This is a genomic window from Sphingomonas sp. 28-62-11 (assembly GCF_002278865.1).
Classification (GTDB): domain Bacteria; phylum Pseudomonadota; class Alphaproteobacteria; order Sphingomonadales; family Sphingomonadaceae; genus Sphingomonas.
This window is the reverse complement of sequence record NZ_NCGB01000001.1, coordinates 62834-75653: the sequence shown is the minus strand read 5'-3', so window position 1 is coordinate 75653 and position 12820 is coordinate 62834. Positions and strand designations below refer to the sequence as shown.

Genomic DNA, 12820 nt, shown 5'->3' with positions numbered 1-12820 from the left:
GGAAACGGATCGATTCTGTTCCAAATCTGGGAGTACGGAGTATGCGTCGTCGGATCATCCTAGCCCTGCTGTCACTGTCGTGCGGCAACGCAGCGCTCGCGCAGGACGCACCGATTACGAGTGCTCCGCCCGCCAAGATCCGCAGCATCACGCTGACTCCCGGCGCGACATGCCCCGAATCGACTAACGGTGAAATCGTTGTCTGCCAGACGATTGACGAGCCTTACCGGATCCCCAAGGAACTCCGCACACTGGCACCTTCCGCCAGCAACCGCGCATGGGCTAGCCGCGTTGCCGGCTTGGACGACGCATCGCGCGACGCAAGCGGCCTTCCAGACAGCTGCTCGACCACGGGTACTGGCGGCCAGACCGGCTGCACCCAGCAGCTGATCCAGCGCTGGTCCGCCGAGCGCCGTGAAGCCCAGCAGGATCGCCGCGAACCGCGCTGATCGCTTGACGTTACTGCCCGAAACCAGCGGATGAAGCGCGACTGATCGCCTCTCGGGCAGCCGCGAGCAAAGCGCCGGCCTTCGCCTCGCATTCGCGCTGTTCATAGGCAGGGTCGCTGTCAGCAACGATTCCGGCGCCTGCCTGGACGTGCATTACCCCATCCTTGACGATCGCGGTGCGCAGGACGATGCAGCTGTCCATTGACCCGTCGGGCGAGAAATAGCCGACACCGCCTGCATAGGCGCCGCGCACTTCAGGCTCCAGTTCGGCGATGATCTGGCAAGCGCGAACCTTGGGCGCGCCGGACACTGTGCCGGCAGGAAAACCGGCGAGCAGCGCGTCGATCGCATCATGCCGCGCATCCAGCCGCCCGATAACGTTGGAGACGATGTGCATGACATGGCTGTAGAATTCGACGGTATAGCTGTCGGTTACCCGCACGCTACCGGCTTCCGCGACACGCCCGGTATCGTTCCGGCCCAGATCGAGCAGCATCAAATGCTCGGCGCGTTCCTTGGGATCAGCGAGCAGGCTGGCGCGGTTCGCCTCGTCTTCAGCCGCCGTTTTGCCGCGGGGGCGGGTGCCGGCGATCGGGCGGATCGTGATTTCGCCATCGCGCACGCGCACGAGGATTTCTGGGCTTGATCCCGTAAGGGAAAATCCCGGCAGATCGAGATGGTACAGGAAAGGCGAGGGATTGATCCGGCGCAGCGCGCGGTAAAGCTCGAACGACGGGAGCGTGAAGGGCAGGGTGAAGCGCTGGGCAAGCACGACCTGAAAGATATCACCCGCGATAATGTAATCCTTCGCGGCCGCCACCATCTCGCCATAGCGCCCCGCGGGCAGCACCGGGGTCAGCGCGACGTCGCTGGGGCCACACCGCGCCGGGGCAGGCAATGACGCATTGGCAAGGCGCGCCGCGGTGCCTTCGATCCGGTCGATTGTCGCAGCGATGATCGCATCGGCGTTGTGCGAAGCATCGGGCCATACCGGTGCGACGATGAACAAGGCATCGGCGAGCCGATCAAAGATCAGGATCACCGTGGGCCGGACGAACATCATGTCGGGCAATCCCAGCGCATCGACATCCGGGCGGTTCAGCTTTTCGACAAGCCCTACGGTTTCATAGCCGAAATAACCGACCAGACATGCCAATGCGCGGGGCAATTCGGCGGGAACATCCATCAGGCAATCGGTTACCAGCCCGCGCAGCGCTGTCAGCGTCGGTTCGGCACATGGGCTAAAGGCGTCGCGATCGGTCTGCCAGTGCGGGTTGATCGCGGCCTGATCGCCATCGGCGCGAAACACCAGGTCGGGCGCCAGACCGATCAGGCTGTGGCGCCCTCGAATCGCGCCGCCTTCCACCGATTCGAGCAGAAAATCACCACGACCCGGCTCGATCAGCTTCAACGCGGCGGCGACCGGCGTGTCGGTATCGGCAATCTGGCGCCGCCAAAGCAAGGCGGGGCGACCAGCCGCAAGCGCGGTATGCGCCGCTTCGATTCCGGCGATTCCCGGTGTTACTGCGCCCAAGCCCATGCCTGTGCTCAGCGCTCGCCCAACAATTCCTTGCGGGTCTGGGCAATCATCGCATCGTTCTTCTTCACCCCGACATCCTTTTGGACGGCATTGGCGAATTGCCGGACGAATTCGCGACCGATCACCTTGCTCAGATCGCCCCGCATCGCCCGCAACAATTGCGGGTTGGTCACGGCGCCCGCGCGCTCGATCTGGTCGAGATAGATGACATAATAGCCCGACTGATTGGGGGCTTCGAGCAATTTGGCGGTTTTGCCGGCCATGCTGAACAGCAGCACCAGCGGCGGCGGTGCGCCCTTGGTATCCGCCGCAAGCTGGGCGCGCGAGGATGCGACCGGGCGAATATCGGGTAGCTTGATCGGTGATTGCGCAACGGCCTGAGCAAGCGGCACGCCCTTATTGGCTTTGGCGACGATATCCACGGCAATCGCCCGCGCCTTGCGGAGCGCGCGGCTGATCGCGAAATCACGAACCACCAAATTGGAAATCTTGGCGAGCGGCGGCGGCGCAGCGGGCAGAATGCGATCGAGCGAGACGACGGCAAAGCTGCCATCCTGGCCCACGGGTGCCAATTGCGGATCGTCGCCTTGTTCGGCGGCAAAACCGGCGACGACGACCTGGGCGAGTCGAGGGTCTGGCGTCACCGTGCTGTTTTCGGGATCACGGCCATCGGCGATGATCGGTACAGTGCTGGTTGCCTGCAACTTTTGGTCGCTGACAATTTCAGCGAATGTGGCATTGTCAGCGATCGCATCATCGATCCGGTCGCGCAGATCCGTCAGCATGGTGGCGAGCTTTTGCGCACCGATTTCCTTGGTCAGATCGGCGCGCGCCTGATCGAGCGATTTGGCCGCGATTTGCTGAACACTATCTACGCGTATAATCGTCCAGCCGAGCGGCGACTTGATCGGCCCGACGATGCTACCGCGTGCCGCAGCGAACACTGCATTGGCGATCTCGGTAGAGGTCTGGGCTGTATAGCCCGCTTTGTCGATGTCCTTCAGCGTGGCGGCTTCAAGGCCGGCCGCGCGGGCGGCGACATCGATGCCGACCCCGCTTTTGACCTTTGCGACCAGTGCATCGGCACCCGCTTTGTCGCCGATAACCACCTGTGCGAGCGATCGCTTTTCGCTGGCTGCAAAGCGTGCGGCCTGGGTCTTGTACGCGGCGGCAATTTCCGCCTCCGTGGGCGTGGCGGCTGCCTTGACGCGATCGGGGGTGATCATGGCGTAGCGGATCACGCGGCGCTCGGGCACGGTATATCGCGCGGCATTGCGCTTGTAATAGGTCGCAACCTCAGCCTCAGTGGGGCGGTCGCCGGGGCCGATGGCATTGGTTGGCACAAAGCCGACCAGCCCGGCGCGCTTTTCAAGCAGCAGCGCGGCATAGGGAGAGGCAAAGTTGAGCGGCACCTGGCCCGCGCCTTCGGTCGGGCTGATCAGTTGCTGGCCCAGGGTGCTGCGCACGATATCGGCACGGATCTGGGCATCGGTAATCCGGCGCTGGCTGAGCAGTGTTTCATATTTCGCCTGGCTGAACTTGCCGTCCGGCCCCTGCAGATCGGGGACACTGGCAATTTGGCCGTCGACCGCACGCTTGCTGACGACCATGCCGACCTTTTGGCCGAACTGCCCCAGCGCCACGGCGTCGATCAGCCGCTCAAGCGCAGCGTCATAGCCGCCGCCATTAACGAACTGGATGATATCCAGTGTCGGCTGGCGCTGGCGGAAATTCTGCATTTCATCTTGTGTGCGGCGCTTCACCTCATCGACGCTGACATCGGCCGTGCCGACCCGAGCAATGCCCGTGCCCGAAGCAACGCGTGTACCGCTCGACAAACCGGTCACATCACCAAGGGCAAAGGCAACCGCGATGATCGCCAGGAATGCGAAGGTGACGATCAGCCCCAGGCGCGAATTGATGAACCGGCGGAAAAAGCTAAGCATGCGTGGGGAAAACCGTTCATGGCCTGTGGAGATGTGGCAACGCTTTACGCAGCGTTGCGGGTCGCTTCAAGCTTGTGCGTCACTGTACGAGCGTTATCGAAGTGGTCAGGCAGTCCATGCCGAACTCGCACCATCGGTCCGTTGGGGAAAATAGCACGAAATGCGCAAGCTGATTGTCGGGAACTGGAAAATGAATGGCAGCCTAGCATCTCTGGCTGAAATCGATGCGATTGCACAGGCTGGACAGGACTATCCGAAGGTTGATGTCGGTCTCGCGCTGCCCGCCACGCTGATCGCACCTGCAGCGGCGCACGCGGGCGGTCTAATCATCGGGGCGCAGGATGTGCACGCCAGGCCATCGGGCGCCTTCACCGGATCACTGTCGGCCGCCATGCTGTGCGAGGCGGGCGCGCGGTTGACGATCGTCGGCCATAGTGAACGCCGCGCGATGCAGGGCGAAACCGATGCCGATGTGCAGGCCAAAGCGATGGCCGGCTTGGCGGCGGGCCTGCACGTCATCCTCTGCGTCGGCGAAACGCTGGCTGAGCGTGAAGCAGGCCATGCCGAGTCCGTTGTCGCTTCCCAGCTCGAACTGTCGCTGCCCGGCGATGCCGATCCTGCCAAACTTGCCATTGCTTATGAACCGATTTGGGCGATTGGTACGGGCAAGGTCGCCAGTGTCGCCGATGTCGCGGCAATGCACGCGGCGATCCGCGCTAAGCTGGCCGAGCTAACGGGACCGAGAGCGGCTCAATTTCGCCTGTTATATGGCGGGTCCGTCACTGCCGATAATGCGCCGGGCTTGCTGGCAACCGCTGATGTCGATGGTGCCCTGGTTGGCGGCGCCAGCCTGACCGCAGCGAATTTCGTCCCGATTATCGCTGCCGCTGCGCTCTAAACGGCGCGCCGACCCGTGATCAGACGAAACACGATCACGATCGCCGCAATCACCAGTAACAAATGGATCAAACCACCGGCAATGTGAAATCCGACGCCGAGCGCCCACAAAACGAACAGGATCAGTACCAGGGTCCACAGCATGTCGGTGCTCCTTCAATCGGCCGGGCGAATGCCGAGCGGGCGATGGAGGCTTAACCCGCCACGTTGCCAAAGCGTTCCTTCGGCGCAAAGGCCAATGACGCTTGGTCGTCTTCCGGCCAAACCGGTCGATTAGCCCCCCGAATATCGCGCCTTCAGCATTGCCCAGCTCGCCCGCAGGCCAAGCGCTTCGCCGCCCTTCGGCCGACCCGGCTTGGCCACGGGCCGCCACGCGAACGTGTCCAGATGCACCCAGGGTGTATCCTTCGGCACAAAGCGGCGCAGGAACAGCGCGGCGGTGATCGAGCCGGCAAACCCGCCTTCTGGCGCGTTGACCATGTCGGCGATGTCCGATTTCAGCATCTCGTCATACCCGTCCCACAGGGGCAGCCGCCAGAGCGGGTCGAGCACCTCTCGACCGGCCGCCAGCATCGCGTCGCCGATGGCGTCATCATTGGCGAAGGTGGCGGGCAAATCAGGGCCGAGCGCCACCCGCGCCGCGCCCGTCAGCGTCGCAAAATCGAGGATCAGATCGGGCTTTGCCTCCCCCGCCTTGGTCAGCGCATCGCCCATGATCAGGCGCCCCTCGGCATCGGTGTTGGTGTTTTCGACCGTCAAACCAGCGCGCGTCGGCAGGACATCGCCGGGGCGAAACGCATTGCCCGCGATCGCGTTCTCGACCGCCGGGATCAGCAAATGCAGCCGCACCTTCAGTCGGCTCCCCATGATCAGCCCGGCCAGCGCCAATGCGTGCGCAGCCCCGCCCATGTCCTTTTTCATCAGACGCATGCCCGCCGACGGTTTGATATCAAGCCCGCCCGAATCGAAGCATACGCCCTTGCCGATCACCGCCAGCCGGGGATGCGCAGGATCACCCCATTCGAGCTCGATCAGCCGGGGCGCGCGCTGTCGCGTTGCGGCCTGGCCGACGATGTGGATCATCGGAAAGCCTTGCGCGAGGGCATCCCCGCGCGTGACGGTGATCGTTGCGCCGTGCATCGCGGCGAGTGCTATCGCTTCGGCTTCGAGTTCGGCGGGCCCCATATCGGACGCACCGGTATTGACGAGATCGCGCACCTTCGCGGTTGCCTCAGCCAACCGCACGGTTTCCTCGATCCGTGCAGGATCACCGGTCAACAGCACGCGGGGCGCCTCTGGCTCGGGTTTGCGGTAACGATCGAACCGGTGCTGCGCGAGCATCCATCCGAGCCCCGCCGCGCCGACCGACCCGTCCTTCAGTCGATAGGTGCCCTCGGGCAGCACGTCACCCTGCGAAGCGATCCGCCAGGGCGAGTTTTCCGCCTCGTTACAGATTAGCAGCGCGTGCCAATCCTCCGGGCCGTCGCCGGGCAGCAATGCACGATTGCCCGGTTTGCCGGTAATCTTGTGTGCGCCCACCACGCTGCGGATGCGCGGCGGCTGTTTGGTAAGCCAGTTTTCGAATTGATCGGGGTGGACAACTTCGATGAACCGAGCAGGCTGGCCGCGATCGGGCTGAAGGAGCGCAGAAAAGTCCGTCATTGCGTGGGCATCACCAGAAACTGTTCGAACCGGCCATTCTCGCCGGGCTCGCTGTAGGTGATGATGTTGAGCGTCTGCCCGTCAAACACCACCCGATAATTGCGATTGATAAAGCCGCCACGCGCACGCGGCTTGCGAACCGCCTCGAACGACTTGGGTTCGCCAAGCGCGGTCAGCGACTGGCGGTAATCGCCCAGCGCGATATCGGTAAAATAGTAATTGGCATTCTCGGTCATCAGCTTGCGATCCAGGGTGCCGGTGCGCAGCATATCAAACAGCTTTCGTGCCGACGCCGTTTTGGTCGCTTCGGTGGTATCGACCGGGGCAGGCGGCAGGATCAGGTCAGTGACTTGTCCAGCGATGGCTGTGAAAGCGTTGCTGAAATCGCTGTTGACCAGCACCGTGATGGCGACCTTGTCGTCCGGAAAAACGATGTTTTCCGAAAGGAACCCCACCGCTTCACCGCTATGTTCGACGAAACGGTGGCCGTTGGCGGTACCGACGGTGACGCCCAATCCATAATTGGTGGCACTGCCATCGGCGAGTTTGGTCGGCGTTTCTTGCGCGGCCCAATCATCGGCGGGCAGCAGAGACCGGTTCATGCGGGCGATATTCCACTTCGCAAGATCAGTGGCCGACATCGACAATTCACCGGCCGCGAACAGCCAGCCGGCGGCGGCTGGTTTCTCGACACGCACCGGCCCCAGCGCGAATCGCTGATAGCCCTGCGGGTAATTGGGGCCGATCGCCACATCCTGGCTGATCACCTTCATCCCCAGCGGTTTGAAAACGTGTTTCTGGAGAAAATCGAGCATCGGCATGCCCGCCACCTTCTCGATGATCATGCCGGCCACGACATAGCCAGTGTTCGAATATTGCCACTGTGTGCCGGGCACATAATCGAGTGGCTTTTTCGCCCAGCGATCGACGATGCCTTGCGGGGTCGTTGGCGTTGCCATTGCGGCAAAGCTGTAATCCTGCGGCCAATAATCTTGCAGCCCCGATGTATGGTTCAGCAGCTGTCGCAGCGTGATCTTGTCGCCATCGCTGATGCCCGCCAAATACTGGCTGACCTTGTCATCAAGGCTAAGTTTCCCCTGATCCTCCAGCAGCAACAGCGCCGCGGCGGTAAATTGCTTTGAGACCGATGCGATCTGATAGGGCGCATCGATACGCGCCGTGCGGATCGTTTCGGATTGCTTGCCATAGGCTTTGGAGAACACGATCTCGCCGCCGCGAACAATCGCGATCGAGGCGGAAGGAACGCCGGTGCGCGATAGGCTCTGCGCGACGATGGCGTCGATCTTCGCGACTTCGGCAGGCGTAATCGGCTGGGCGTTCAGCGATGCGGGTAGGGCGGCAGCGAGCAGGGCAAGCGCTGGAATGGCAAAACGAAGACGCATGGGATGACACTTCCATGAAACGTTGACGGCGCGACCTTACAGATCACGCGGCCGCGCGCCAGAGGGACGCTTGTCGATCTGGCCGATAGCGCTACGCTGGTTGGGTGATCCCGTCATCGGGGCGAGAAACGAGGGGAATGAATGATGCAGCCGATCAGCGTGCGCCAGATGACGACCGCGCTTATTCTGGCGGCCGGCGCCGCGCTCGGCATTGTTACAATTCTGTCGGTGCTCGGGCCGAATTATGCGCAATATGCACCCGCCACCTGCACCACCACGCGCTGTTTCTGCGAAATGCCGCGCGTCGGTTCGCTGATCGTCCAGCCCGCGAACAGTTGGTCATCCTATGGCTATGTGTTTGCCGGTTTCTTGATGATCGTTCTGGCGAACGCGCGGCAATGGTCGTCCGCGATGCCGCGCAGCGCCGCGACGGTCTTCGGCATTACTGCGATTTCGGTGGGGTTGGGATCGGTGCTGCTCCATGCAACGCTGACGCTGTGGGGCCAGTTTTTCGATGTGCTCGGCATGTATCTGGTCGGGTCGTTCATGCTGGTGAGCGGGCTTTCGAAATGGCTACGAATCCCCGATAGTCGAGCGATCATGCTCTATGTGGCGCTATGCGCCGCGCTGGTCACGGCACTGATCGTCGAGCCCGAGGTCCGGCGCTGGCTGTTTCTGGTGCTGCTGGTATCGGCGATCATCGTAGAAATGGCGTTCGCGCGGCCGCGTCGCGCAGGAGTGATCATCGGTTTTTACATCGCGGGGATTGTTGCCAAGGCAGTGGCGTTCACGATCTGGAACCTCGATCAGAACGGCATCGTCTGCGCGCCCACGAGCCTGTTGCAGGGCCACGCAGTATGGCATTTGCTTGGCGCGACATCGATTTTCCTGACCTTCAGCTATTATCGCAGTGAGCGTCGCGGCGGGGCTTGAATCAACGTGTATATGCACCTAAATTGGGTGCATGGATGACCAAACCCTTCTAACGCCCCAGCAAATCGGCACCGATTGCGTTTGTTTGAACACCCAGCGTGCGGCGCGAGCCTTGGCGCGACGCTATGATGCGGCACTCCGGCCGATTGAACTGACATCGGGGCAGTTCGCCATCCTGGCGGGGCTCAATCAGGAGGGATCTGCGAGCATCGGTGCGCTGGCCGACGGGCTTGGGCTCGAAAGGACCACCCTGACGCGCAATCTGTTGCCACTCGAAGCGGACGGCTTGATCCGATCGGCACCGGGCGATGGGGATAAGCGGGTACGCGGCCTGACGTTGACCGCGCAGGGGCGCGCCAAGCTCGCGCTGGCAATGCCACTCTGGCGGGCCGCGCAAGCCGATACGATCGATCGTCTGGCCCCGCATGGTTGGGCCGATATCCGCCCGGCGCTTGATCAGCTGGCTTCGATCTAACTTTTTGTAAGCTGAAACGTGTAACTACAGGAGAATGACTATGGCGACTACCTACGAACGACCCCAACGGGCAGGGCAAATCATCCTTGTGGTGCTGCTGATATGGGCGGCGGCGATCTCGGCGGCGGCCATTGCCGGTTGGCTGACGGCGATGCCGAACATCGGGGTGCCGTTGATTACGGCGACCGGCATTACGCTGCCGATGATTGCCTATTCGACCAGCTCTGGCCTCCGCCGCTGGTTCGAGGAGGTCGGATTGAGGCGGCTCACCTTGTTCCACGCCTGGCGGATTGGTGCGGCGGGGCTGTTTTTCGTGTTCGGCGCCAATGGTGCGCTGCCGCCAACCCTTGTGCTCGATGGCGGGACGGGTGACTTGCTTGCGGGCATATTCGCGCTGATCGCACTGGCGCTGCCCTTCGTCCGCTGGCGGTACTGGGCAGTGCACTTGTTCGGCGCGATCGACCTGATCGTGGCGATGGCGACGGGCATCTTCTTCTCATTCACCGATCCGCCGTCGATGGCGAATGTCCGCTTGCTGCCCTTCGCGCTGATCCCGATGTTCGGCGTGAGTGTTACCTTCACCGCGCATCTGATCGCGTTCGACCTGCTGCGGCGGGGCAAGACGGCTTAAACCGGCACCCCGTACAAATCGTGCTCGTCGGCATCTTCAATGGCGACGGGCACGATATCGCCTTGCGCCAAATGTCCAGCATCGCGCAGATGAACCTCACCGTCGATTTCCGGCGCATCGGCCTTCGACCGGCCAGTAGCGCCGCCGGTCTCGTCATCGACCGCATCGATGATCACGTCGAGCGTGCGGCCGACTTTGGCCTGCAGCTTCTCGGCTGAAATGCGGGCGGTGAGTTCCATCAGCCGAGCATAGCGTTCTTCCTTGACTGCTTCCGGCACCGGATCGGGCAGGGCGTTGGCGCTGGCTCCTTCCACGGGTTCGAAGCGGAATGCACCGACCCGGTCGAGTTGCGCTTCCTCGAGCCATTCCATCAAATAGGCGAAGTCCGCTTCGGTTTCGCCGGGGAAGCCGACAACGAAGGTCGACCGGATCGCAATATCGGGGCAAATCGCACGCCAGTTGCGAATACGCTCGAGCACCTTGGCGTCGTTCGCCGGGCGCTTCATGGCGCGCAGCACATTGGGGCTGGCATGCTGGAAAGGGATGTCGAGATAAGGCGTCACCAGCCCCTCGGCCATCAGCGGGATTACCTGGTCGACATGCGGATAGGGGTAGACATAATGGAGCCGCACCCACGCCCCTAGCGACCCAAGCTCACGCGCCAGATCGGTCATGTGGGCACGCACCTCGCGGCCATACCATTCGCGCGGCTGATGGCGGATATCAAGCCCATAGGCCGATGTATCCTGGCTGATGACCAGCAGTTCGCGCGTGCCCGCTTCAACCAGCTTTTCTGCCTCGCGCAGGATCGCATCGGGGCGGCGGCTGACGAGATCTCCCCGGAGCGACGGGATGATGCAAAAGGCGCAGCGGTGGTTGCAGCCTTCGGAAATCTTCAGATAGCTGTAATGGCGCGGGGTGAGTTTCAGCCCGCTGTCTGGCACTAGGTTCAGGAAAGCGCTGGGCGGCATCGGCGCTGCCTCATGAACCGCGCCGACGACTTCCTCATATTGATGCGCCCCCGTGACGGCGAGCACGTTAGGGAATTTCGCGCGGATCATCGCCGCTTCTTTGCCCATGCAACCGGTGACGATCACTCGGCCATTCTCGGCGATCGCTTCACCGATCGCTTCCAGTGATTCCTCCTTGGCGGAATCGAGAAAGCCGCAGGTGTTGACCAGGACGACGTCGGCACCTGCATAATCGGCCGACATCGCATAGCCGTCGCTGCGCAGCTTGGTGAGGATCCGCTCGCTATCGACCAGATTCTTGGGACAGCCGAGCGAGACCATGCCAATTTTCGGCGGGGAGGGGAGAATTGTTGCCATGCGAAGCGGCGCACATAGGGGTTTGCGCGCGTTTTGAACAGGGCGCTTCCCGTCGCCGTTTCGTGCGGCTAGCTTTCATCGAGGCAAGGGGGAGAATAACATGGGAACGCCAATTCACTGGATCGCGATCTTGGTGGCCGCCGTCAGCGGTTTCCTGATCGGGGGCATTTGGTATGGGCCGCTGTTCGGCAAGGCATGGCAGGCGGAGCGAGGGTTGTCGGACGAGACCATGAAGAATGGCAATATGCCGCTGATCTTTGGACTTACTTTCGTGCTGAACCTGATCGCAGCGTTCATCCTCGATCACACGCTCGCAACCTATCCCGGCCTCGATTTTGCGACGAAGGTGATGATCGCATCGGGCGTGGCGCTTGGCTTCATCATCCCGGCGATCGGGGTGAATTACCTGTTCTCACGGCAGTCGCTGAAGCTGTTTCTGATCGATGGCGGATATTGGCTGGCGATTTACACGGTGATGGGCGTGGAGTTCGCGTTGATCGGGATGTGAGTGGTGGGCGGTTGACCCCTCAAAGATCCTTTCGGCTTCCCCGGCGAAGGCCGGGGTCCAGTAGCGAAAACGCTGATGATCAATGAGCAAGCCTATGTCTACATCATGGCCAGCCAACGCAACGGTACGCTATATCTCGGTTCGACCGACAATCTGGCACGGCGCGTTTGGGAACACCGCAACGGCATGGTCGAAGGCTTCACCAAACGCTACGGGTGCAAAATGCTGGTTTGGTACGAAGCGCACGAAGACCTGATGAGCGCCCGCCAGCGTGAATACCGGATGAAGGAATGGAAACGGGCTTGGAAGCTGCGCGAGATCGAGGGGCTCAACCCGGACTGGAACGATCTGTACGATCGGATCGCGCTGCCATGAACGGGGTCGCTACTGGGCCCCGGCCTTCGCCGGGGAAGCTGTGATGGGGGTTTATGAGCTAGTGCCTCATCCGGATTTTCCGAGCCGTGTGGTGCCTAGCGTTACGGTATCAACTCAGCAGTCGGCGGGCTCGTTATTGCTTCAGTATTCGGTTGCCGGAAGGTTGGATTTGCTGCGTTGGCCGGCCCCCGCAAGCCCTCTCCGGACTGACGAGCTTTGGAAGCATACGTGTTTCGAAGCCTTTATAGGGCATCCTCAAGCTGGCTATACCGAATACAACTTCTCGCCATCTGGCGCATGGGCTTCTTATTTTTTCGACTGGTATCGTAACGGGATGCGTGCAGCGACTTGGCTTCCCGATCCGGTAGTTCATGCCTCGCGAAACGGATTGTTCAAGCTGGGCACGGAAATTGATCTCACCGAACATTGGAAGGACGGCGCTTCCCATTTGGCGCTGTCCGCCGTCATCGAAGAGACCAATGGCACGAAATCATACTGGGCACTTGCGCATGCGTCCGGGGCTCCGGATTTCCACCACGCCGATGCTTTTGCGGTCGAATTGCCGAAAGCCGACCCCTCTTGACCCATCCCGCTTCCCCGGCGAAGGCCGGGGTCCAGCAGCGGGCCGGTCGCAATTGGGCCCCGGCCTTCGCCGGGGGAGCAGGGGAGTGTA

At 62.0% G+C, this 12820-nt stretch carries 14 protein-coding genes; 8 read left to right on the top strand and 6 right to left on the bottom strand.

What is annotated here, in order from left to right:
• The first annotated feature begins 41 nt into the window (after nt 1–41).
• Nucleotides 42–449: a hypothetical protein gene (locus B7Y49_RS00365; protein ID WP_374125568.1), complete on the top strand. Its 408-nt coding sequence runs from the start codon at nt 42–44 to the stop codon at nt 447–449.
• A 10-nt stretch (nt 450–459) separates the two neighbouring features.
• On the opposite strand, the gene B7Y49_RS00360 is transcribed toward B7Y49_RS00365, so the two are convergent.
• Complete coding sequence (locus B7Y49_RS00360; RefSeq protein WP_374125567.1) at nt 460–1989, bottom strand: anthranilate synthase component I family protein; 1530 nt, start codon at nt 1987–1989, stop codon at nt 460–462.
• A gap of 8 nt (nt 1990–1997) precedes the next feature.
• Nucleotides 1998–3935 (bottom strand): peptidylprolyl isomerase, encoded by a 1938-nt coding sequence (locus B7Y49_RS00355; RefSeq protein ID WP_374125566.1) that lies wholly within the window; start codon nt 3933–3935, stop codon nt 1998–2000.
• Between the two features lie 160 nt (nt 3936–4095).
• Here B7Y49_RS00355 and tpiA point away from each other — a divergent pair, with 160 nt between their 5' ends.
• Nucleotides 4096–4833, top strand: coding sequence for a triose-phosphate isomerase (gene tpiA, locus B7Y49_RS00350; RefSeq protein ID WP_374125565.1), 738 nt, complete (start codon nt 4096–4098; stop codon nt 4831–4833).
• Here the strand turns inward: tpiA and B7Y49_RS00345 are convergent.
• From B7Y49_RS00345 to B7Y49_RS00335, 3 genes are all read right to left on the bottom strand, one after another.
• Nucleotides 4830–4976 (bottom strand): lmo0937 family membrane protein, encoded by a 147-nt coding sequence (locus B7Y49_RS00345; RefSeq protein ID WP_374125564.1) that lies wholly within the window; start codon nt 4974–4976, stop codon nt 4830–4832. The two genes, tpiA and B7Y49_RS00345, sit on opposite strands and share 4 nt — an antisense overlap.
• A 129-nt stretch (nt 4977–5105) precedes the next feature.
• Nucleotides 5106–6494: a M17 family metallopeptidase gene (locus B7Y49_RS00340; protein WP_374125563.1), complete on the bottom strand. Its 1389-nt coding sequence runs from the start codon at nt 6492–6494 to the stop codon at nt 5106–5108.
• On the bottom strand, nt 6491–7897 hold the full coding sequence (locus tag B7Y49_RS00335; protein WP_374125562.1) for a serine hydrolase: 1407 nt from the start codon (nt 7895–7897) through the stop codon (nt 6491–6493). Before B7Y49_RS00335 ends, B7Y49_RS00340 begins: the two co-directional genes overlap by 4 nt.
• Nucleotides 7898–8038: 141 nt before the next feature.
• Between B7Y49_RS00335 and B7Y49_RS00330 the strand changes: the two genes are divergently transcribed.
• The 3 genes from B7Y49_RS00330 to B7Y49_RS00320 are packed head-to-tail and all read left to right on the top strand — an operon-like array spanning nt 8039 to nt 9936.
• Nucleotides 8039–8830, top strand: a complete 792-nt coding sequence (locus tag B7Y49_RS00330; RefSeq protein ID WP_374125561.1) for a ceramidase domain-containing protein — start codon at nt 8039–8041, stop codon at nt 8828–8830.
• 31 nt (nt 8831–8861) lie between these two features.
• Nucleotides 8862–9305: a MarR family winged helix-turn-helix transcriptional regulator gene (locus B7Y49_RS00325; RefSeq protein ID WP_374125560.1), complete on the top strand. Its 444-nt coding sequence runs from the start codon at nt 8862–8864 to the stop codon at nt 9303–9305.
• Nucleotides 9306–9345: 40 nt separating this feature from the next.
• Nucleotides 9346–9936, top strand: coding sequence for a hypothetical protein (locus B7Y49_RS00320; RefSeq protein WP_374125559.1), 591 nt, complete (start codon nt 9346–9348; stop codon nt 9934–9936).
• Here B7Y49_RS00320 and rimO read toward each other — a convergent pair.
• Complete coding sequence (gene rimO, locus B7Y49_RS00315) at nt 9933–11264, bottom strand: 30S ribosomal protein S12 methylthiotransferase RimO (RefSeq protein ID WP_374125558.1); 1332 nt, start codon at nt 11262–11264, stop codon at nt 9933–9935. The genes B7Y49_RS00320 and rimO overlap by 4 nt on opposite strands.
• Nucleotides 11265–11364: 100 nt before the next feature.
• Here rimO and B7Y49_RS00310 point away from each other — a divergent pair, with 100 nt between their 5' ends.
• The 3 genes from B7Y49_RS00310 to B7Y49_RS00300 all read left to right on the top strand — a co-directional run bounded on the left by B7Y49_RS00310 (nt 11365) and on the right by B7Y49_RS00300 (nt 12730).
• A complete protein-coding gene (locus B7Y49_RS00310) occupies nt 11365–11772 on the top strand; it encodes a DUF1761 domain-containing protein (RefSeq protein WP_374125557.1) in 408 nt (135 codons plus the stop codon).
• A 78-nt stretch (nt 11773–11850) separates the two neighbouring features.
• Nucleotides 11851–12147, top strand: coding sequence for a GIY-YIG nuclease family protein (locus tag B7Y49_RS00305; protein ID WP_374125659.1), 297 nt, complete (start codon nt 11851–11853; stop codon nt 12145–12147).
• A 43-nt stretch (nt 12148–12190) separates the two neighbouring features.
• A complete protein-coding gene (locus tag B7Y49_RS00300) occupies nt 12191–12730 on the top strand; it encodes a DOMON-like domain-containing protein (RefSeq protein ID WP_374125556.1) in 540 nt (179 codons plus the stop codon).
• Nucleotides 12731–12820 lie beyond the last annotated feature (90 nt).

Coding starts and splice junctions, on each gene's coding strand:
- B7Y49_RS00365 (WP_374125568.1), top strand. CDS start 42: ATGCGTCGTCGGATCATCCTAGCCCTGCTGTCACTGTCGTGCGGCAAC.
- B7Y49_RS00360 (WP_374125567.1), bottom strand. CDS start 1,989: ATGGGCTTGGGCGCAGTAACACCGGGAATCGCCGGAATCGAAGCGGCG.
- B7Y49_RS00355 (WP_374125566.1), bottom strand. CDS start 3,935: ATGCTTAGCTTTTTCCGCCGGTTCATCAATTCGCGCCTGGGGCTGATC.
- tpiA (WP_374125565.1), top strand. CDS start 4,096: ATGCGCAAGCTGATTGTCGGGAACTGGAAAATGAATGGCAGCCTAGCA.
- B7Y49_RS00345 (WP_374125564.1), bottom strand. CDS start 4,976: ATGCTGTGGACCCTGGTACTGATCCTGTTCGTTTTGTGGGCGCTCGGC.
- B7Y49_RS00340 (WP_374125563.1), bottom strand. CDS start 6,494: ATGACGGACTTTTCTGCGCTCCTTCAGCCCGATCGCGGCCAGCCTGCT.
- B7Y49_RS00335 (WP_374125562.1), bottom strand. CDS start 7,897: ATGCGTCTTCGTTTTGCCATTCCAGCGCTTGCCCTGCTCGCTGCCGCC.
- B7Y49_RS00330 (WP_374125561.1), top strand. CDS start 8,039: ATGATGCAGCCGATCAGCGTGCGCCAGATGACGACCGCGCTTATTCTG.
- B7Y49_RS00325 (WP_374125560.1), top strand. CDS start 8,862: ATGGATGACCAAACCCTTCTAACGCCCCAGCAAATCGGCACCGATTGC.
- B7Y49_RS00320 (WP_374125559.1), top strand. CDS start 9,346: ATGGCGACTACCTACGAACGACCCCAACGGGCAGGGCAAATCATCCTT.
- rimO (WP_374125558.1), bottom strand. CDS start 11,264: ATGGCAACAATTCTCCCCTCCCCGCCGAAAATTGGCATGGTCTCGCTC.
- B7Y49_RS00310 (WP_374125557.1), top strand. CDS start 11,365: ATGGGAACGCCAATTCACTGGATCGCGATCTTGGTGGCCGCCGTCAGC.
- B7Y49_RS00300 (WP_374125556.1), top strand. CDS start 12,191: ATGGGGGTTTATGAGCTAGTGCCTCATCCGGATTTTCCGAGCCGTGTG.